Consider the following 20,382-nt stretch of genomic DNA (forward strand, 5'->3'; position numbering starts at 1 on the left):
GGCATCCGCTTGCTGCTGTTGCCGGCGGCGTCAGCGCCTCTTCGGCTGCGGCGGGTGGGGGATGTAGCGGGGGACGAATCGCCAGAAGCCGATCGCGCCGAACAGGCCGATCGCGCCGATCACGGCTGTGGCGACCGGAAGGCTCGCGAGGGCGGTGACCCCCGCGATCAGCAGGGGGGATGCCGCGCCCCCCGCATCTGTGAGCAGACGCCACGAGCCGAGGAACGGTGCGGGGTTGTCGGGTGGGGCGACATCCGCCCCGATCGTCATCAGGATGCCGGACGAGACGCCGTTGCCGATACCGACGATGACGGCGGCGACGATGAACCAGCCGATGGCGCCCGACAGATTGTGCGTGAAAGCGAGCCCCGCGAAGGCGCCGCCCATGAGGACCATCGAGGGCACGGCCGCCCAGACCCGACCCCAGCGGTCCATGACCTGGCCGCTCGTGTAGAAGAGTGCGAACTCCAGGGCTCCGGTGATGCCGACGATCAGCGCGATCGCCTCGGCATCCAGCATGAGCGAGACGCCCCACAGCGGCAGCAGGTACACGCGGGCCTGGCGCACCGCTGACAGGGTCGCCGTCGTCAGCCCCAAGCGCGCGAGGACGCCGCGGAACTGCCACATCGTCCGGAAAACGCCGCGCTCCTCGGGGAGCGGAATGCTGCCGGTCGTCGACTCGCCGGTGTCGTCGGCGACGTCGTCCTCGATGCGCGGTCGCTTGTCGGTCGGCAGGGCCCCCTCGGAGCGGAGCTCTTCCTCGGGGTCTCGCCCCACCAACACCAGCAGGATGAGCGCCGCCAGCATCGCGATGAAGAACCACACCGTCGCCGACTCGCCGCCGAAGACGGTGAGAAGCACCGCGGAGACGAACGGGCCGACGAACATCCCCAGGCGGAAGGAGCCGCCGAGCACCGACAGTGCTCGCGCTCGGTAGGCCAATGGCACGCGCGTGGTCATGAAGGCATGGCGGGCCAGCCCGAACGCCGAGGCGCACAATCCGATACCGAACACGGCGACCGCCAGCACCGCGAGGTTCGGTGCGAACAGGATGCCGAAACCGCCCGCGAGCGCGAGGACACCGGCGATCGCCATCGTGTAGCGCTCTCCGATGCGTGTGACGATCCAGCCTGCGGGGAGGTTGCCGATCATGCGTGCCACCACGATCACCGAGGCGATGAGTGCCGCCTGGGCCACGCTCGCGCCCTGCGCGGCGGCGATGACCGGCAGCAGCGGCAGTAACGCTCCCTCGCCGAGGCCGAACAGCAACGTCGGACCGTAAATCATCGGCGCGAAGCGCAGCAGCATTCGCCGGGTGCCTGGGTCGAGCGAAGCGGAGCTGGAGCCGGGCGATGTCATACGTCGACGGTATCGAGAACCTCGCGTGCCCAGGCCACGCCCACCGCGGCCGGTAGCTGCCGGGTCATCACATCGTGCTCGCCGAACGGCCCGACCCGCTCGGCACCGAGGCCCGTCAGGAGGGCGTCGAACTGCTTTGCGCCGCGGTTGTAGCGCTCGTCGTACGAGGTATCGCCGAGCCCGAACATCGCATAGCGCACCCCCGAGAGGTCCGGTCCGATCTCCAGCAGATCGTCGTGGAGGAACTGCGCAAAGCCGGGGAGCTCTCCGCCGCCGTGCGTCGCGCACGCGATGAGATACAGCGGCTCCGGGGTGAAGACGTCGGGGGCGGCATCCGCCATGTTGACGATCTCGACGTCGAGGTCGCGGAACTCCCTCTGAATACCTTTCGCGACATCTTCGGCATTGCCCGATTCGGTTCCGTACAGGACGACGATGTGCATGTCTCGACGCTACTCCGGCTACGCCGTGGCGGCGTCGATGTAGTGCTGCAGGACGTAGTCGGCGATCGACATCGCCGAGGTGGCGGCGGGAGAGGGAGCGTTGCGCAGCAGCGTCACCGGGCCCACCTGGTCCACGGCGAAGTCGTCCAGCAGCTCACCGCCGCGCCCCCACGCCTGCGCGCGCACACCCGCCGCGCTCTTGTGCGTGAGATCGGACATCTTCAGCTCGGGGATGAACCGACGGGCCTTCTGGAAGTACAGCGGCTTGATCAAAGAGCCGCTGATCTCGTCGACGCCCATCCGCCAGTGCTGCTTCGCAAGCGAGCCCGCACCCGGCCAGCGCAATGAGTCCCAGGTGTCCTTGGGTGAGATCTTCAGCCATTTGTAGCCCTCGCGCGCCAGCGCGGGCACGGCGTTGGGGCCGACGTGGACATTGTCGTAGACGCCTCGGGTGAAGTGGACACCCAGGAAGGGGAACCGGGGATCGGGAACGGGGTAGATCATGCCCTTGACCAGATCCGTGCGCTCGTACGCCATCTCCCAGTACTCTCCGCGGAACGGGAGGATCTTCGGTGAGGGATCCGCGCCGACGAGCTTCGCGACCACATCCGACTGCAGCCCGGCGCACACGATGACCTTGTCGAACACGTCATCCGAGACCGGGGTGACGATGCGGACCGTGCCGTTCTCGAGTTCGATGGCGGTCACCTCGTGCCCGAGGCGCACGTCGCCCCCGTGTCCGCGGACATCCTGGGCCATCGCCTCTGTGATGCTCGCGTAGTCGACCACAGCCGTATGGGGGGAGTGGACCGCCGCGACACCGGCGACATGGGGCTCGATCTCGCGCAGGCGCTCGACGTCGTCGATGCGGGTGAGGTCGGGGACGCCGTTCTCACGTGAACGGCGTTCGATCTCATTGAGCGCGTCGAGTTCGCTCTCATCCACGGCGACGACGAGCTTTCCCACTTCACGGAAGGGGAGGCCTTTCTCCTCGCAGAACTCGCGGGTGGCGATGCGGCCGGCGGTGCACAGCGTCGCCTTGAGCGAGCCGGGCTTGTAGTAAAGCCCCGCGTGCACGACGCCGGAGTTGTGCCCGGTCTGGTGGGACGCCAGGCGCAGCTCCTTCTCGAAGACGGTCACCTCGTCGCCTCGTGAAGACATGGCGCGGGCCAGGGCGATCCCGACGATCCCGCCGCCGACGATCCCGACACGTGTAGCCATCAGCGGCTCCTCACCGCAACGGTCTTCACACGCGTGTAGAACTCGAGAGCCACGGATCCCTGCTCCTTGAACGCCGAACCAGACTCCTTGAACCCGCCGAACGGCTGGTGGATGTCCCACCCGCTGGTCGGCTGGTTGACCGACACCTGTCCGGTGTCAACGGCATCGATGAAGCGGAAGGCGGCATCGAGGCTCCCCGTGTAGATCGCACTGGACAGGCCGTATGCCGAGGCGTTCACGTAGTCGATCGCCTCATCCAGATCCTCGACCTCGATCATGCTGAGCACGGGGCCGAAGATCTCCTCGTTCCACAGGCTGTTGTCGGCATCCACCGTCAGCAGCACGGGTTGCACGAACGCGCCCGTGTCGGTCATGCCCTCGGCCAGGGGTGCGGTCGCTACGATCGTCGCCCCCTCGTCGAGCCCCGCCTGCACGCGCGAGGCGATGTCGGCCTGGGCAGAGCGGCTCACAACCGGGCCGATGTCCGTGCCCTCTGCGCCGCCAGCGCCGACGCGCAGGGCAGCGAGTCCCGCCGACACGCGGGCCCGCACCTCGTCGGCGATCGATCGCTGGACGATGAGGCGGCTGGTTGCGGTGCAGCGCTGCCCGGCCTGTCCGAATGCGCCGCCCATGAGGATGGGGGTGATCATGTCGAGGTCGGCGTCCGCCATGACGACGGCGGCGTTCTTGCCCCCCATCTCGGTCTGCACGCGCACGCCGGAGCCGGCGAGCTTGCGCTGCAGGCCGAGGCCCACGCTCGTGGACCCGGTGAAGGACACGGCCGCGAGGCGGCTGTCCGTCGTCAGCAGGTCGCCGATCTCGGAGCCGCGGCCGGTGACGGTTCCCAGCACCCCTTCGGGGATGCCGGCGCGGTGCAGGATCTGGGCGAGTTTCAGGGTGATCAGCGGTGTCTCGGTCGCCGGCTTGATGACGACGGCGTTGCCGGCGATGAGCGCCGGGGCCATCTTTCGCGCCGGGGTCAGCAGCGGATCGTTCCACGGTGTGACCAGCAGGACGACACCGATCGGCTCGCGCACGTACATCGCGAAGGTGCTCGGGCGGGCATCCGGGATGACGGTGCCGAAGCCTTCGCGTCCCATCCCGCCGTAGTACTCGAAGAACTCAGCGGCCTTGCCGACTTCTCCCGTCGCCTCGGCGCGGGTCTTCCCCATCTCGCTCACGATGAGCTCGGCGAGCTCTGCGGCCTCGGCGCGGATCAACGCGGCGGCATCCAGCAGCACGCGGCCTCGGGCGATCGGCCCGGTCGAACGCCACGTCTTCGCTCCGGCCACCGCGGCGTCGAGGACGACGTCCACATCGGCTGCGCCCATCGCGGGGACATGTCCGATGACGGAGTAGTCCGCGGGGTTGAGGACCGGGATCGGGTCGCCGGAACCTTCGGTGGTCAGCCGGCCGCCGACGAGATTGGCTTCGACAGTGATGCTCACAACGCCTCCTGGTTGCGGCTCGAGCGCCAAGGCGGCAGCGCCCGAGCCGCGTCCTTCCAGCTTCGCCTGCGGCACGGCCGGCGGCAACGCGCGGACTGCGTCAATCGCGCAAGCCTAGGTTGCGCGATCCGTTCTCGGCGCCGAGTTGCACCTCGCTTAGCCGAGTTGCACCTCGCTTAGCCGAGTTGCACCTCGCTTAGCCGAGTTGCACCTCGCTCAGCCGAGTTGCACCCCGCTCAGCTGGCGACGCGTGCGGCGATGTCGGTACGGAACTGTCCTCCCTGCAGGCCGATCAGTCCCAGGGCGGCGTAGGCGCGCGAGCGGGCATCGGCGAAGTCGACGCCCGTCGCCACGACGTTCAGCACACGACCCCCGGTGGCGATGAGCTTTCCGTCGCGGTCGGCCGTGGCGGCGTGGGCGACGTGTACGCCGTCCAGCGCGTCGGCGGCATCGATGCCGCTCAGCTCGCGGCCGGTGAGCGGGCCGGCGGGGTATCCCTCGCTCGCGAGAACGACGGTGACAGCCGCATCGGGTCGGAAGGTCGGATCGGGAAGGTCTTCGAGGTGTCCAGACGCCGCCGCCAGCAGCAGTTCGGAGAGCGGCTCGACCAAGCGCGGCAAGACGACCTGCGTCTCGGGGTCGCCGAAGCGGGCGTTGAACTCGATCACCTTGACCTCGCCCTCGGTCAGGATGAGCCCGGCGTACAGCAGCCCGATGAAGGGCGTGCCTTCGGCATCCAGCTGCCGGATGACGGGTTCTGCGATCGTGCGACGGACCAGCTCGACGAACGCGGCCTCCGAGCCGAAGTCCTCGGCCAGCCACGGCAATGGGGAGTAGGCACCCATGCCGCCGGTGTTCGGTCCGGCGTCACCGTCGAGCAGGCGCTTGAAGTCCTGTGCGGGGCTCAGCGGTACGACGCGGTCGCCGTCGCTGATGAAGAAGAGTGAGACCTCGGGGCCGGACAGGAACTCTTCGACGAGCACGGGACCGGACGGGAGGTAGGCCTCGGCGTGGGCGAGCGCGGCATCCAGCTCGCTTGTGACGATCACGCCCTTGCCTGCGGCCAGGCCATCGGCCTTCACGACGTAGGGGGCGCCGTACTCCTCGAGGGCGGCGGACACCTGTGCGAGGGTCGCTGCTCGCGCCGCGCGACCGGTGGGGACTCCCGCGGCCTCCATGACTCGCTTTGCGAACGCCTTGGACCCTTCGAGCTGTGCGGCGGCCTTGCCGGGTCCGAAGACCGGGATGCCGCGCTCGCGCAGCGCATCGGCGACGCCGGCCACCAGCGGCGCCTCCGGGCCGATGACCACAAGGTCCACGAGGTGCGTGTTGGCGTAGTCGGCAACCGCGACGGGATCGGACTCGGCCAGATCCACGATCGTCGCGACCTGCGCGATGCCCGCGTTGCCGGGGGCGGCGAGGATCTCGTGCGCGGCCTCTTCGCCGCGCAGGGACAGGATGATCGCGTGCTCACGGGCACCCGAACCGAGGACCAGGATCTTCACCCCGCCAGCCTACCCAGCACGCTTGTCTCAGGTGCGGCCGGGCGTGGGGTGGATGCCGCGACCGCCGTAGCCTGGAGGGGTGCCACCGAAGATCACGACAGAGGCGGGACGGGCGGCGCTTGCGGCCGTCGACGCCGGGAGCGCCGGGCGCGCCGACACGGCCACCGCCGTGCGGTATCTGCTGCAACTGTTGGTCGAGAAGGCGCCGGGGGGAACGGTCGAGGTGCGAGTTCCCCCGTTCGGTGCGGTGCAGGTGATCGAGGGCCCGCGCCACACTCGCGGTACTCCCCCGAATGTCGTCGAAATGGATGCCGCGACCTGGCTCGCACTCGCGCGCGGCGCGCAGACGTGGGCGGCTGCGGTCGCGGCCGGAGGCGTGCACGCGTCGGGAACCCGAGCCGATGTCTCGGACCTGCTGCCTCTGCACCCGTAGCGCGAATCGGCTCGACGCGGGGAACGCTAGCGGCGCGGGACGACGATCCCGATACCGGTGTGCGGATGGGTGAGGATGTCCACCGCCTGCCCGTATACATGCTCGACCCGCTCGGCGGTGATGACCTCGGCCGGCGTACCCGTTGCCACGACACGTCCGCGCGAGAGCAGGGTTGCTCGGTCGGCGTAGGCGAGAGCCGCGTTCAGGTCGTGCACGACGAGCGCCACCGCGGCGCCGGCGCGCGCGCGGTCACGGGCGATGCGCAGCACATCCTCCTGGTGGCGCAGGTCCAGCGCCGCGGTGGGTTCGTCCAGCAGCAGGATGCCGACATCCTGCGCCAGCACGCGCGCCAGCGCCACACGTGCGCGCTCGCCGCCCGAGAGTGAGCGCACGACGCGTGTGCGCAGCGGCGCGATGTCGGTCGCCGCCAGCGCCGCGTCGACGAGCTCGTCGTCGGCATCCTCCCTGGGCGTGCGCGCCCAGGGTGCGCGACCCATCCGCACGACCTCCTCGACGGTGAACGCGAACGCCACGTCGTTGTGCTGCAGTAGCACGGCGCGCTCTCGGGCGAGGGATCGGGGGTGGAAGTCAGCAACCGCCCGTCCGTCCAGCTCGACCGTCCCTGCGCTTGTGTCGAGGTCACCGGCGAGCGTTCCGAACAGCGTCGACTTCCCGGCACCGTTCGGACCGAGGAGGGCATGGACTTCGCCGGTGTGGAGATCGAGGTCAGCATTCTCGAGGATCGGCTCGGGCGCGGCATCCGGGTGAACGGTGACCCCCCGGGCTCGCAGCCGGACGCTCATGCCCACCCTCCCGCGCTCTTACGGGCTAGCAGCAGCAGCCAGAGGAAGAAGGGCCCGCCGATGAGCGAGGTCAGCATGCCGATCGGAAGGTCCGCGAGCGGGATTGCGGTGCGTGCGACGAGGTCGGCGAGTTCGATGAGCAGTGCACCCCCGAGCGCGCTGGTGATGACCAGCGGCAGATGCGCCGGCCCGATCGCCATCCGCAACAGGTGGGGAATGACGAGGCCGACGAAGGCGATGATCCCGGCGAAGGCGACGGCGGCACACACCAGCAGGGCCACCGTGATGATGACGACCACGCGAAGCGCCTCCACGCGCACGCCGAGGTGGCGCGCGGTGCGCTCGCCGAGGGCGAAGAGATCGAGCTGGCGCGCGACGGCGAGCGCGACGACGGATCCGATGACGACGAGCGGCGCGACGAGAAGGATGTTCTGCCACAGTGCACCGTTGAGGCTGCCGAGCTGCCAGAAGACGATCTGCTCGCGCGTGGATGTCGTGCCGAGGAAGGTGAGAAGTGCCAGACCCGCTCCCGCGATGGCGTTGATCGCGATGCCTGTGAGTAGCAGTGTCACCACTTCTGTTCTTCCGCCGGATCGGCTGATCAGGTACACCGCGAACACCGCGATCAGGCCTCCGGCAAACGCGAACAGCGGCGTCGTCCACGCGCCGAGGGTGACCAGACCGAACGTGATGCTCGCGGCCGCGCCCAGGGCGGCTCCCGACGAGACGCCGACGACGCCGGCGTCGGCAAGGGGGTTTCCGAAGATCGCCTGCATCAGCACTCCGGACACAGCCAGTGCCCACCCGACAAGAAGCCCCAGCACGATGCGCGGCAGACGGATGTCGAGGACGACGCCGCTGGCGGCATCCGCCGTCGGTGCCCAGTCGGTGTGGACCCCGACCGACTGGAGGAGAACCCCGATGACCTCGCTCGGCGCGAGCGGATACTGACCCGAACCGAGTGAGACGACGACCGTCACGACCAGCGCGACGACGAGGAGCGCGGTGACGACGACGAAGCGGGATGCCCGGGCGCGCGAGGGGACCGGGACGACGACCTCCTCGCTCACGAGGTCGGCACGCTGCTCGTAGCGGGCGCGGGGGCCTCAGTCGGAACGGGGGAGTCCGCGGGGGCGTAGAGGGCGCGTGCGATCGCGAGGATGATCTCGGCGGAGCGGGGGCCGAAGGAGAGGATCTGGGTGTCGGCCATGTCGATGATCCGCTCGTTCTGTCCCGCGGGGGTCTGCAGGAGCGCCGGGATGCGCTCGAGAAGCCCGGTCACGCCGCCCACGGACTCGAGGCCGAGGGTCATCATCACAATGACATCGGGTTGCGCGGCCACGAGCGCTTCGGCTGTCATGGGCTTCATGCCTTCCCAACCGATCTCCCCGGCGACGTCTATGCCGCCGACGGCATCTATCAGCGAGTCGGCGCCGGAGTCGCTGCCGAAGATGTAGTAGATGTTCGCGTTGCCGCGCACGTAGAGGAACAGCATCCGTGCTTTGTCCTCAGTGGCGGCGGGGGCGACCCGCGCGATCTGCTCAGCGGCCGCGGCGATGTCGGCATCCACTTGGGTGATCAGCGCCTCGCCGCGAGAGTCGACGCCGAGCGCCTGCGCGATCTCTGCGATCAGGTCGTCCGTCGTGTCGAGGGTGTGTTCCGAGGAGATGACGACCACCGGGATACCGGCGTCCCGGAGCTGTTGGCGAACTTCCTTCGGGCCGAGGGTCGTATCGGTGAGGACGACCGTGGGTGCGAGCTCGAGGATGGCCTCCGCGTTCAGAGTGTGGCCGGCGTTGGTCACGACGGGAAGATCTTCGGTCCCCTCGAAGCCGGTCGAGGCGTCGCGACCGACGACATTGTCGCCAAGACCCAGCGCGAACACGGTCGCCGCGATCGTCCCCGAGATGTCGATCGGCAGGATGCGACTGATGTCGGTGATCTCGACCTCGGTGCCCTCGGAATCGGTCACGGTGACAGGCAGCTCGGCAGCGGTGGAGTCCGCCGTGACGGTGATGCCGTTGGATGCCAGGCACGCGGTCGACTGTCCGGTCGCCGTGCGCACATCCGGAACGAGATCGAGCGTGTCGAGCGGCTGAGCCGCGTAGGGACAGGTCACATCGACCTCGGAGGCTGACGCAATGGTGCAACCGGTGAGTACTCCCAGGGAGACAGCGGCCAGGGCGAGTGCCGCTGAAGCGCGCACGAGGACTGATCGGTAGTTAGGCAAGGCAAACCTCAAGTTTGACGTCGAGCGGATCCGTGCCGTAGCGTCGATCCGGCTCCAGATTCTTAAGGTGACCCTAACCTTACCTGGATCGTCGAACAAACCGCGCTCTGCTCTTTCCCTCCCGGAGAATTCGTGCCTGATCCCGCCGTGTCCACAGCATCCTCCCGCTACCGTTCGTTGCTTGCGTCTCTGCTTGCGGCCCTGCTCGTCCTCGCTGGTCTGGTGGGAGTGCAGCCCGCGGCCGCCGCCACGGCGGAGGTCTCGGCCGCGACCATGGCGTGGGGTTTCAAGGAGTCCTTCCGCAGCTACGTCGTGGGCCCCATTGCCAACGGATCGATCAGCACGTCGGGCAACGCCTCGCAACCGGGTGGCGGCTCCAACGCTTTCCAATGGGTGTCCGGCGCAGGCGAGTTCGACACCGACACTTCGGTCGTTGCGGTCTCGTATACCGGAGCCGTCCAGTTCAGTGGACATGAGGGTGCGCTCGACATCACATTGGCAAACCCGCGCATCGTCCTGAACGACACCGAGCGCACGCTGTACATGGACGTGATCACGCCCTCGGGGACGACGGCGGGTGTGGCATTCGCGACCGTCGGCGCCGGGGAGCCCTCCGTGGATAGCGGGGTGGCGACCTGGACCTCGGTTCCGACGACGATGGCCGCGGGCGGGGCGGCATTCTTCGGGTCCTACGGGTACACCGAAGGCACGGCGCTTGACCCGCTGAGTTTCACCGTTCCGTTCGCCGTGCCCGCAGCTGCCACCTCGACGGCACTCGCCGTGTCCCCCGAGGCGACCGCCGAAGCGGGAGACCCGGTCACGCTGACTGCGACGGTGACCCCCGCCGGGACGGGCACCGTCGAATTCTTCGACGGTGAGACCTCGCTGGGTACGCAGGAGGTTGTAGAGGGTTCCGCCGCTCTCGCCGTGTCCACCCTGGCCGAGGGAGAGCACTCCCTCACCGCGACGTTCACCCCGGCCGACAGCGCCGCGTTCCTCGGCTCCTCGTCGTCGGCTACCGCCTACACCATCACGCCTGCCGTGATCGTTCCCGAAGGTGCATCCGAGACCACCCTGACGATCGCTCCCGATGCGCGGGCACTGCTGGGGGCTGAGGTCACGATGACGGCCACCGTCGTCGCGGTGGATTCCGAGGAGACACCCGCGGGAAGCGTGGAGTTCTTCGTGACCGCCGCGGGCTCGTCTGAGCCGGTGTCGCTCGGAGCGGTTGCGGCGGTCGATGGTGTTGCGGTTCTTGTGACTAGCGGTTTGGCTGCCGGCGGCTACGGCGTGCGCGCCGTGTTCACCTCGAGCAACGGCTTCGACGGATCTGAGGGCACCTACCAGGTACAGCAGCGTCAGGGTGCGTCGATGGTCTGGGTGGACGGTTCCTACGGGATCGTCGATACGTCTACGCCCGAGCCGTATGTGCCGGGGGTGGATGCGGTGACGACATCGGGCGCGACCGCATCGTGGGATTGGTCGGCCTACGCATCGGGCTGGACCAAGGTGGCCAGCGGGGATGTCGCTGTCGTCGACGGGTCGTTCGCGCTCTCGAATGGTGTGGTGACGTCGGACGCGGGCGGCGCGGTGGTGCAGTTCACCGGCACGATGCGCGTGGAGGCCTACGCGACCTTCTACCCGCCGAATGGTGTGTGGATCGAGCTGGTCGACCCGGCGCTCCACGTGAACGCGGACGGTTCCGGCGTGTGGGTCGCGGGTATGCGCACGGGCACCAACGCGTACGACCCGAGCGCGATGGCGACGCCGACGGTCGTGGCGACCTTCGGAGCGTCCGATATCGCGATCGGTCACGCCGGCGCGACGTCGGTGGCGTTCGACTACGCGGGAACGACAGCCGCGGGCACGTGGTCGGGTGAGTACACGGATGCCTGGACCAACGCATTCGTGTGGCAGGTTCCGTCGTCGATCCAGGCGTTCTACTACTCCTCTGGCGCCAGCGGTGACGTGAACAAGCCGGCCTCGGCGTTGAACATCGACTTCACCTGGCCCGCACCGGGGTCGCAGACGACGCTGTCGGTCGCCCCGGAGACGCGCGCGTTGCTCGGGGAGGACGTGACCTTGACGGCCGCGGTCTCCGCAACGGACACCGACGAGGTGCCGGCCGGTTCGGTGGAGTTCTTCGCGACGGCTGCGGGTTCGTCTGAGGCGGTGTCGTTGGGCACGGTCCAGGTTGTTGATGGCGAAGCCGTGTTGTCGACGGATGAGTTGGCTGCGGGTGGGTGGTCGTTCGCGGCTGAGTTCACCTCGAGTAACGGGTTTGCTCCGTCGGAGAGCTGGGCGACGGAGAACTACGGGATTGTGGATACGTCGACGCCGGTGGTGTGTGAGGTTGCCGCGGATGCGGTGACGTCGACGGGTGCGAGTGCGTCGTGGGCGTTCTCGGAGTATTCGTATGCCGGGTACATGCCGTGGGCGAAGACCGCGGGTGGTTCGGTGTCTGTGGATGGCACGTCGTTCGCGTTCGCGGACGGCACGGTGTCTGCGGGTGCTGACTGCGCGGTGGTGAGCTTTGACGGGTGGTTCCAGATCGAGCCGCACACCGGGTTCTGGGTGAGGTTCGCTGACCCGGTGCTGACGGTTGGCGCGGACGGGTCGGGTGTGTGGTCGGCGACGGTCACGACCTCGGATGACGCGACCGGTCAGGACCTGGTGTTCGCGACGTTCTCGGGCGCCGAGGTCGGTGGCCCGGGTGAGAGCGTGGACACGCAGATCGCGTTCGCATATGACGACACGACGGCGCTGGGAACGTGGAACGCATCGTACGCGAACGCGTGGCCGAACGGGTTCGTGCTCGCTGCTCCCGCCGCGATCCAGGCGTACTTTTACCAGACCAGTGGCTCGGATGGGAACCTTCGCAAGCCCCCGGCACCGCTGGACCTGACCTTCGACTGGCCCGCCGTGAGCGAGACCTCGCTGAGCATCTCGCCCGAGACGCGTGCTGTGCTCGGAGACGAGGTGTCGCTGACGGCGACGGTGAGCCCCATCACGGCCGAAGGCAGTGTGGAGTTCTTCGCGACGGCTGCGGGTTCGTCTGAGGCGGTGTCGTTGGGCACGGTCCAGGTTGTTGATGGCGAAGCCGTGTTGTCGACGGATGAGTTGGCTGCGGGTGGGTGGTCGTTCGCGGCTGAGTTCACCTCGAGTAACGGGTTTGCTCCGTCGGAGAGCTGGGCGACGGAGAACTACGGGATTGTGGATACGTCGACGCCGGTGGTGTGTGAGGTTGCCGCGGATGCGGTGACGTCGACGGGTGCGAGTGCGTCGTGGGCGTTCTCGGAGTATTCGTATGCCGGGTACATGCCGTGGGCGAAGACCGCGGGTGGTTCGGTGTCTGTGGATGGCACGTCGTTCGCGTTCGCGGACGGCACGGTGTCTGCGGGTGCTGACTGCGCGGTGGTGAGCTTTGACGGGTGGTTCCAGATCGAGCCGCACACCGGGTTCTGGGTGAGGTTCGCTGACCCGGTGCTGACGGTTGGCGCGGACGGGTCGGGTGTGTGGTCGGCGACGGTCACGACCTCGGATGACGCGACCGGTCAGGACCTGGTGTTCGCGACGTTCTCGGGCGCCGAGGTCGGTGGCCCGGGTGAGAGCGTGGACACGCAGATCGCGTTCGCATATGACGACACGACGGCGCTGGGAACGTGGAACGCATCGTACGCGAACGCGTGGCCGAACGGGTTCGTGCTCGCTGCTCCCGCCGCGATCCAGGCGTACTTTTACCAGACCAGTGGCTCGGATGGGAACCTTCGCAAGCCCCCGGCACCGCTGGACCTGACCTTCGACTGGCCCGCCGTGACGGCCACCAGTGTGGCGATCGAGCCGGAGACCCGCGCGGAGCTGGGTGAGGACGTGACGATCAGCGCGACCGTCACAAGCGAGGACACCGATGCCGCACCGCAGGGCGAGGTCGAGTTCTTTGCCACCGCGGTAGGCACGTCCGAAGCGACGTCGCTCGGAACGGTCGAGCTCATCGACGGCGCCGCATCGCTCACGACGGCATCGCTGACCGCGGGTGGGCACTTCATCAGTGCGACCTTCGTGCCGGCATCCGGGGCCTGGGTGGAATCCGAGGCGAGCTACCAGACGCAGCAGCGTCAGGGCGCTTCGACGGTGTGGGTGGACGCCGCGTACGGCATCGTCGACCTGTCCGCACCCGCGCAGTGTGTGACCGGACCGAATGCCCAGACATCGACCGGCGCCACGGCGACCTGGGACTGGTCGGCGTACTCGTCCGGGTGGACGAAGATTGCGAGCGGAAACGTGACGGTCGCCGACGGGACCTTCACGCTGACCGAGGGCGTCGTCACCGCTGACGCGAACTGCGCGATCGTCGAGTTCACCGGAACCCTCCGCACGGAGGCATACGCCAACTTCTTCCCGCCGAACGGGCAATGGGTCGAGCTCGTCGATCCGACGCTGTATGTGAGTGCCGATGGCTCGGGCACGTGGGTGGCCGGCGTGCGCACGGGCGTGAACACGTACGACGACTCGGCAGAGGCCCCGCGCACCGTGGTTGCGACGTTCTCCGGCGCGGATGTCGAAGGTGCGGGCACAACGGTCGACACGGACATCGACTTCGACTACACCGACACGACCGCCGCGGGGACGTGGTCGGGCACGTACGACGACGCGTGGTCGAACGCGTTCGTGTGGCTCGTGCCGTCCTCCATCCAGGCGTTCTACTACTCGTCGGGTGCGAGCGGGGACGCGAACAAGCCGGCCTCGCCGCTCGGCGTGAACTTCACCTGGCCGAACGTCGCCGTGATCGACGGCGGCGGCTCATCGACCGATGACGATGTCGCTGCCGGGTCGATGTCGTGGGGCGTCAAGTCCTCGTTCGTGAGCTATGTCACCGGGCCGATTGCCGATGGCAGCATCACTTTGCGCAGCGGCGCGACGTACGCGAACGGTGTCTTCCAGTTCGGTCAGGCATCAGGATCGACCTACGACTCGGCGACGGGCCTGGGTAACACGAGCTACACCGGGTCGGTGCAGTTCTGGGGTCACGCGGGTGAGCTGAACCTGACGTTTGCGAACCCCGAGGTGCGCATCACGTCCGCGAACTCGGCGCAGTTGTGGGTGACCTCGAACGGCAGCCGTGTGCAGCTGGGTGTCATCTCGCTCTCGTCCGGTCAGAAGTCGGAGTCGAACGGGGCAGTCACCTATGCGAACGCCCCGGTGACTCTCACCTCGGCGGGGGCGGCGGCCTTCGGTGGGTTCTACTCGACGGGCACTGCGCTCGACCCGATCACGTTCACGATCGGCTCGACCGCAACTGCCGCGCCGTCGGGATCGACGGGAACCGTGGCCGCGGCATCCACGACGACAACGACGACAGAAGAGCTGCCCGCGACACCGCCGGCGACCACGGGAATCGAGGTCGACGACGACGAGGCGCTCGAAAGCGGCGGCACCTTCACGGCGCAGGCGAGTGGCTTCCAGCCGAACGAGCAGGGCGTGCAGGTCGTCGTGTATTCGACCCCGATCCTGCTCGGCGAGGCCACGGCCGATGCCGACGGAGTCGTGACGTGGACGGGAGCGCTGCCCGCGACCCTCGAGGATGGTGCGCACACGCTCACCTTCCAGGGCTCGGTCGACCGGGGTATCGAGTTCACCCTCACCCGCGCCGTCGTGAGCGGGGGCTGCACCGTCGAGGGTGCGACCCTGTCCTGGGGCTTCAAAGAGTCCTTCCGCGTCTACATCGAAGGCATCGCCGCCGGCGGCTGGGAGCTGACCGATGTCGAGTACGTCTACCCGGACTACGTCTGGACTGACGGCACCGGAGCGGTCGACACCGAGACGATGACGGGCCTGGTCACCTATGGCGGCACGATTCGCTTCACTGGTCACGAGGGCGCACTCGACACGACGATCTCGAACGCGCAGATCGAGTTGGCCGGAGACGTCGGATACGTGGTCGTCGATGTCACGGGCGAGACGCAGGACGGTGACGCGGTCGCCGACACCAATGTGCGATTCGCACAGTTCTCGCTCGAGGCCCTGCAGACCGTAGACGGCGTACTCGTGCTCGACGGCGCCGAGTCGGTGCTGACGGATGCGGGGGCGGCAGCGTTCGGTACCTACGAAGCGGGCGAAGCGCTCGACCCCGTGTCGTTCTCGATTCCGTTGCCGACGGACTGTGTCACGGCTGAGGACGACGCCGAGGTCATCGCGACCCCTGAGGCGACACCCACCGAGGACGCCGGGCAACCTGCCTCTTCGGATGCGTCGATCTGGTGGTGGATCATCGGTGGCCTGGTTCTGCTGGCTGCGATCATCCTGGTCTGGATGTTGCTCTCCCGCCGCCGCGGGACCGGCTCGGAGGACTGAGTCCGCCGGTAGCCGCTGAACACGGTTGCTGACGCTGTAGGGGTCTCGGGCGAATGCCCGAGACCCCTACAGCGGTCGAGGTGGCAGGCATTCCCGCGATCGTGAACGCCTGATCCTCGGTTCTGCGCTGTGGCTCAGCGAAGTCGGGCGCGTGGCCTGCCGTGCGCCGTTAGCACGCACGACGGGTTGCCGTGGGGAGTGACGCAGCGGTTGTGGGCGAGTGAGGAGGTCAGCGCCGGCGGCCGAGGAGTCCGCTCGCGAAGAGCGTCGCTCCGCCCGCGCACACGAGCGTCAACATCCCGAGCGAAGCCACGAGGGCCCCGGCCGACAGGACGAGGTGGCGGTTGTCTGCCGCTGTCGTCACGACGCGAGAGAGGCGCCGGACGATGATCACTTCATCGGGCGCGGCGGCGCTCGGCACGAGCGCAACATCCGCGCTGAGCAGGATCGGACCCGGGGGCAACACCACGTTCTGGCTGACGGTGACCGCTGAGGATGCGTCGCCGGATCCCGCCTGGCTGGGGACCGCGCAGTCTTCGTTCGCGCAGATGGTGAGGGGGAGGGGTGGTTTGCGGGGTTGGATGCTGCCGGCGGTTCCTGCGGTGGTGTACCAGTAGGAGCTTTGGCCGGTGTCGAGTTGGAAGGTGAGGAAGCTTTCGGGGAAGGCACCCCACCAGGGTTCGTTGTCGGTGGTGGGTTCGGGTTGGGGGTTTCGTCCGTCGATGGTGTCGGGGACGGTGATGCCGAGGTAGTCGGGGGTGACGGTGAGGCCGGCGGCGGTGACGGTGACGTCGGTGAGGGTGGCGATGGTGATCTCGCGGGGGGTGAGGGCGCCCCAGACGGAGGTGTCGTTCATGTCGGCGGCGTAGCCGGTTGCGGTGACGGTGACGGTTCCGGTGCCGTCGGGGTTGACGATGAGGTGTGGGTTGGAGGCGGACCAGTAGGTCATGCCGCCGTAGTAGGCGACGGTGAAGGAGCCGTCCCAGGTGATGTCGGCGGTTCCTGTGGTGGGGTCGAGGGTGCCGGTGCCGCCGGTGATGCGGATGCGGGTTTGGGTGTAGCTGTCGGTGGCGCTGGTGGTTTTGCCGTTGACGGAGGTGCCGTCGGGGGTGGTGCAGCGGGTGTCCCAGGTGGGGGTTGTCAGGTCGGTGCCGTCGGCGGTGGGGCGCACGATGGTGGTGTTGCCGTCTTGGGTTCGGTAGAAACCGTCTGCGTGGGTCCAGACGCGTGCGGAGCCGGTGTCGCCGGCGATCCCGGCGGAGAGAAAGTTGCAGCCACCGAAGTAGGCACCGCCGTTGGACTCGTTGTTGATGCCCCAGTCGAACACTGCCCCCGAAGCATCCACCACACCCACATCGACGGGAGGATCCACTGTGCCGCTCGGAGAGGAACCGGTCACCGTGAGTGTTGCCGATTCTGATGTGACTTCTCCGAGCGTGTTGGACACAACGACCCGGTAACGCCGTTGATCGAGGTCGGCAGTGACGTCGAGGACGAGCTGCGGGCCAGCTGCTGCCTCCTCGACCAGGAGCCAGACCTCATCCATCGAATCCGCGGGCACCGCGTACTCCCACCGGTAGTGCAGATCGGTGCCCGTTGCGGCAACCGTGAACGAGGCAGTCTCTCCTGCGGGGATTTCTGTGGACTGCGGTGAGGTGACGATGCTCGGCGCGACCTCGATGGGGTCGTCGTCCGAGAAGGAGATGGTGAGGGGGAGGGGTGGTTTGCGGGGTTGGATGCTGCCGGCGGTTCCTGCGGTGGTGTACCAGTAGGAGCTTTGGCCGGTGTCGAGTTGGAAGGTGAGGAAGCTTTCGGGGAAGGCACCCCACCAGGGTTCGTTGTCGGTGGTGGGTTCGGGTTGGGGGTTTCGTCCGTCGATGGTGTCGGGGACGGTGATGCCGAGGTAGTCGGGGGTGACGGTGAGGCCGGCGGCGGTGACGGTGACGTCGGTGAGGGTGGCGATGGTGATCTCGCGGGGGGTGAGGGCGCCCCAGACGGAGGTGTCGTTCATGTCGGCGGCGTAGCCGGTTGCGGTGACGGTGACGGTTCCGGTGCCGTCGGGGTTGACGATGAGGTGTGGGTTGGAGGCGGACCAGTAGGTCATGCCGCCGTAGTAGGCGACGGTGAAGGAGCCGTCCCAGGTGATGTCGGCGGTTCCTGTGGTGGGGTCGAGGGTGCCGGTGCCGCCGGTGATGCGGATGCGGGTTTGGGTGTAGCTGTCGGTGGCGCTGGTGGTTTTGCCGTTGACGGAGGTGCCGTCGGGGGTGGTGCAGCGGGTGTCCCAGGTGGGGGTTGTCAGGTCGGTGCCGTCGGCGGTGGGGCGCACGATGGTGGTGTTGCCGTCTTGGGTTCGGTAGAAACCGTCTGCGTGGGTCCAGACGCGTGCGGAGCCGGTGTCGCCGGCGATCCCGGCGGAGAGAAAGTTGCAGCCACCGAAGTAGGCACCGCCGTTGGACTCGTTGTTGATGCCCCAGTCGAACACTGCCCCCGAAGCATCCACCACACCCACATCGACGGGGTCGGCAGCGGAAGCGCCGGGCGCTCCTGAGAGCAGGAGGGTCGCGATGAGAGTCGCGGTGAGCGTGCCCCACCGCCCTGGAGCCGACCTCATGCGGCCGGCGGCGGAGTCGAGTCGGTCGCGCGGCGAGATCGTCGCCTGCTCGAGAGCACCGCCCACACTAAGAACGCCATGGATGCGATGGCGAGAATGCCGATACCCCCCGCGCTCCAGAGCAGGATGGGTACCAGCGGATCCTCTTCGGCTGCCGCGGTCGCCTCGACCGTTTCCTCTTCGACGACGATCGTCGTCTGCGCGGGCTCGGGTGTCGCCACGGGCGCTGCTTCGACCGCTTCTTCGTCTTCTCCGTACAGGTCTTGGAACGTGATGGGGGTGAAGGTTTCGTTGTTCGCGTTGACGACACCGTGCGCACCGACGGTGATGATCCCGCACTGCACCTGCAGGCAGTCCACCTGCGTGGCGTTGCCGTCTCGGTCGAGTGCGGTGAACTGTGCGCCGGGGATGCTGAGCACCGTCGACCAGCTGCCGTCAGAAGAGAGGGTGCCTCCGTTGGCCGCATACTCCGTCGAACTGCCCGGGAAAGAGACGAACGCCACGTAGCCGGTCGGGTTGGTCTCGTCGTCGGGCACATAGCGGTAGGTCGTCCCCGTTGAGCCGCCCTGGCTCGGCGCCCATCCGGACCCCGCAACCCATCCGAACATGACGTAAATCCCGCCGAACCCGTTCTGGATCGACTGGAAGCCCGACCCTGAAACCCGCAGCTGGGTGAGGTACGTCGGATCTGCCACGTACGTCAGCTCGGGATAACCCTCGACACTCACGGACACCGACGCCGCGGCGTAGGCGGGAGAGGCTGGCGAAACGAGTCCGATCGTCACGGCAAGGCCAAGGGCGAGCGCGCCCCACGTGCGGGTCAGGGAACGTCTCATTCGAATCCGCTCTGTTCGGGGGCGTAGATGGCACGAGCGAGGGCTTCGACGACATCCGCCGAGCGTGGTCCGAAGCTCAAGATCTCGTAGTCGCTCATGTCGACGATGCGGCGGTGCTCGCCGGCGGGAGTCTGTGCAATGGCGGGGATCGACTCCAACAGCCCGTCGATCCCGCCGACCGATTCGAGGCCCTTCGTCATCATGAGGAGGAGATCGGGCTCCGCTGCCACGATGGCTTCGGCCGTCATCGGGCGCATGCCCTGCCACCCGATCTCCGTCGCGACGTCGATGCCGCCGAGGCTCGTGATGAGAGAGTCGACGCCCGTGCCCTCGCCGAAGAGGTAGTAGACCCCGGCTCCGCCGCGCACGTAGAAGAACATGATGCGAACTCGATCGGTTGCATCGGCGGGGGTGATCGCCGCGATCTGGGACTCCACCTCGGCCAGATCCGCTTCGACGCGATCGGCGAGCTCCTCGCCCTGGGCGGGTACCCCCAGCGCGGCGGCCACGTCAGTGATGATGTCGCGACTGTTCTCAAGGCTGCGTTCGGGCGTCACGATCACGACCGGGATGCCGATCTCGCGCATCTGCAAGACGACATCCCACGGACCGATGGAGGTATCGGTGATGATGACCGAGGGGTCAAGCTCGAGGATCGCCTCGGCATTCAACTCATGGCCGTTCTGTGTCACGAGGGGCAGATCCGCAGCCTCGGCGAAACCGGTGGACGTGTCCCGCCCGACGAGATTCTCGCCCAGCCCGAGACCGTAGACCGTCGCCGCGAGCGAACCATAGATGTCGAGGGCAAGGATCCGACTTGTGTCTGTCACCGTGACTTCCGTCCCCTGGTTGTCGGTGACGGTGACGGGAAGCGTCGACGCGGCCTCGGAGGCCACCGGCGTGACGGTCTGGGATGCGAGGCACGCCGTCGACGGCCCGTCGTACGAGCGTGGATCCGTGAGTGTGGCGAGCTCCGACAGTGCGAGATCGGTGTTCTTGCACATGCCCTCGGTAGACGATTCGTCCGCCGACAACGTGCACCCAGAGAGGACGAGCACCGACGTGAGAAGGACAGCGAGAGCGCTGGAGAGGCGAAGTGATGTGTGCATGGGCGTGAGGGAGGTCAAGCTGTAAATTAGTTA

Annotated in this window: 13 protein-coding genes and 1 pseudogene; 3 read left to right on the forward strand and 11 right to left on the reverse strand. The window is 67.8% G+C overall.

Translation table 11 applies throughout. The features are described 5' to 3' along the window. Positions 1–30: 30 nt before the first annotated feature. From ABD206_RS11750 to purD, 5 genes are all read right to left on the reverse strand, one after another. Positions 31–1,359: an MFS transporter gene (locus tag ABD206_RS11750; protein ID WP_344072762.1), complete on the reverse strand. Its 1,329-nt coding sequence runs from the start codon at positions 1,357–1,359 to the stop codon at positions 31–33. Further along, complete coding sequence (locus ABD206_RS11755; RefSeq protein WP_344072764.1) at positions 1,356–1,802, reverse strand: flavodoxin domain-containing protein; 447 nt, start codon at positions 1,800–1,802, stop codon at positions 1,356–1,358. The genes ABD206_RS11750 and ABD206_RS11755 overlap by 4 nt, the downstream gene beginning before the upstream one ends. Before the next feature lie 18 nt (positions 1,803–1,820). Beyond that, positions 1,821–3,023, reverse strand: a complete 1,203-nt coding sequence (gene lhgO, locus ABD206_RS11760; protein WP_344072766.1) for an L-2-hydroxyglutarate oxidase — start codon at positions 3,021–3,023, stop codon at positions 1,821–1,823. Continuing rightward, complete coding sequence (locus ABD206_RS11765; protein ID WP_344072768.1) at positions 3,023–4,471, reverse strand: aldehyde dehydrogenase family protein; 1,449 nt, start codon at positions 4,469–4,471, stop codon at positions 3,023–3,025. The genes lhgO and ABD206_RS11765 overlap by 1 nt, the downstream gene beginning before the upstream one ends. A 236-nt stretch (positions 4,472–4,707) precedes the next feature. Beyond that, positions 4,708–5,976, reverse strand: coding sequence for a phosphoribosylamine--glycine ligase (purD, locus tag ABD206_RS11770; protein ID WP_344072770.1), 1,269 nt, complete (start codon positions 5,974–5,976; stop codon positions 4,708–4,710). A 79-nt stretch (positions 5,977–6,055) separates the two neighbouring features. On the opposite strand from purD, the gene ABD206_RS11775 reads away from it, so the two are divergent. Then, complete coding sequence (locus ABD206_RS11775; protein ID WP_344072772.1) at positions 6,056–6,409, forward strand: sterol carrier family protein; 354 nt, start codon at positions 6,056–6,058, stop codon at positions 6,407–6,409. A 26-nt stretch (positions 6,410–6,435) separates the two neighbouring features. Here the strand turns inward: ABD206_RS11775 and ABD206_RS11780 are convergent, their stop codons facing one another. Genes ABD206_RS11780 through ABD206_RS11790 form a run of 3 tightly spaced genes read right to left on the reverse strand, consistent with a single transcriptional unit; the run spans position 6,436 to position 9,418 of the window. Next, complete coding sequence (locus tag ABD206_RS11780) at positions 6,436–7,212, reverse strand: heme ABC transporter ATP-binding protein (RefSeq protein WP_344072774.1); 777 nt, start codon at positions 7,210–7,212, stop codon at positions 6,436–6,438. Continuing rightward, positions 7,209–8,282 (reverse strand): FecCD family ABC transporter permease, encoded by a 1,074-nt coding sequence (locus tag ABD206_RS11785; protein WP_344072776.1) that lies wholly within the window; start codon positions 8,280–8,282, stop codon positions 7,209–7,211. Before ABD206_RS11785 ends, ABD206_RS11780 begins: the two co-directional genes overlap by 4 nt. Continuing rightward, positions 8,279–9,418, reverse strand: a complete 1,140-nt coding sequence (locus tag ABD206_RS11790; protein ID WP_344072778.1) for a heme/hemin ABC transporter substrate-binding protein — start codon at positions 9,416–9,418, stop codon at positions 8,279–8,281. Before ABD206_RS11790 ends, ABD206_RS11785 begins: the two co-directional genes overlap by 4 nt. 297 nt (positions 9,419–9,715) lie before the next feature. On the opposite strand from ABD206_RS11790, the pseudogene ABD206_RS13635 reads away from it, so the two are divergent. Both ABD206_RS13635 and ABD206_RS13640 read left to right on the forward strand, forming a co-directional pair. Beyond that, positions 9,716–10,465, forward strand: a pseudogene (locus ABD206_RS13635) (HtaA domain-containing protein); the annotation flags it as partial. Positions 10,466–11,200: 735 nt separating this feature from the next. Beyond that, positions 11,201–15,793 carry an HtaA domain-containing protein gene (locus ABD206_RS13640; protein ID WP_486348068.1) on the forward strand — a complete coding sequence of 1,531 codons (4,593 nt, stop codon included), beginning with the start codon at positions 11,201–11,203 and terminating at the stop codon, positions 15,791–15,793. A 229-nt stretch (positions 15,794–16,022) separates the two neighbouring features. On the opposite strand, the gene ABD206_RS11800 is transcribed toward ABD206_RS13640, so the two are convergent. Genes ABD206_RS11800 through ABD206_RS11810 form a run of 3 tightly spaced genes read right to left on the reverse strand, consistent with a single transcriptional unit; the run spans position 16,023 to position 20,349 of the window. Continuing rightward, a complete protein-coding gene (locus ABD206_RS11800) occupies positions 16,023–18,470 on the reverse strand; it encodes an immunoglobulin domain-containing protein (RefSeq protein WP_344072783.1) in 2,448 nt (815 codons plus the stop codon). Next, the gene (locus ABD206_RS11805; protein ID WP_344072786.1) at positions 18,401–19,240 is read right to left on the reverse strand and encodes a hypothetical protein; all 840 of its coding nucleotides are present in this window, start codon (positions 19,238–19,240) and stop codon (positions 18,401–18,403) included. The genes ABD206_RS11800 and ABD206_RS11805 overlap by 70 nt, the downstream gene beginning before the upstream one ends. Then, positions 19,237–20,349, reverse strand: coding sequence for a heme/hemin ABC transporter substrate-binding protein (locus ABD206_RS11810; RefSeq protein WP_344072788.1), 1,113 nt, complete (start codon positions 20,347–20,349; stop codon positions 19,237–19,239). Before ABD206_RS11810 ends, ABD206_RS11805 begins: the two co-directional genes overlap by 4 nt. Positions 20,350–20,382 lie beyond the last annotated feature (33 nt).

Origin of the sequence: Microbacterium sediminicola, from assembly GCF_039531125.1 — a bacterium.
GTDB lineage: Bacteria > Actinomycetota > Actinomycetes > Actinomycetales > Microbacteriaceae > Microbacterium > Microbacterium sediminicola.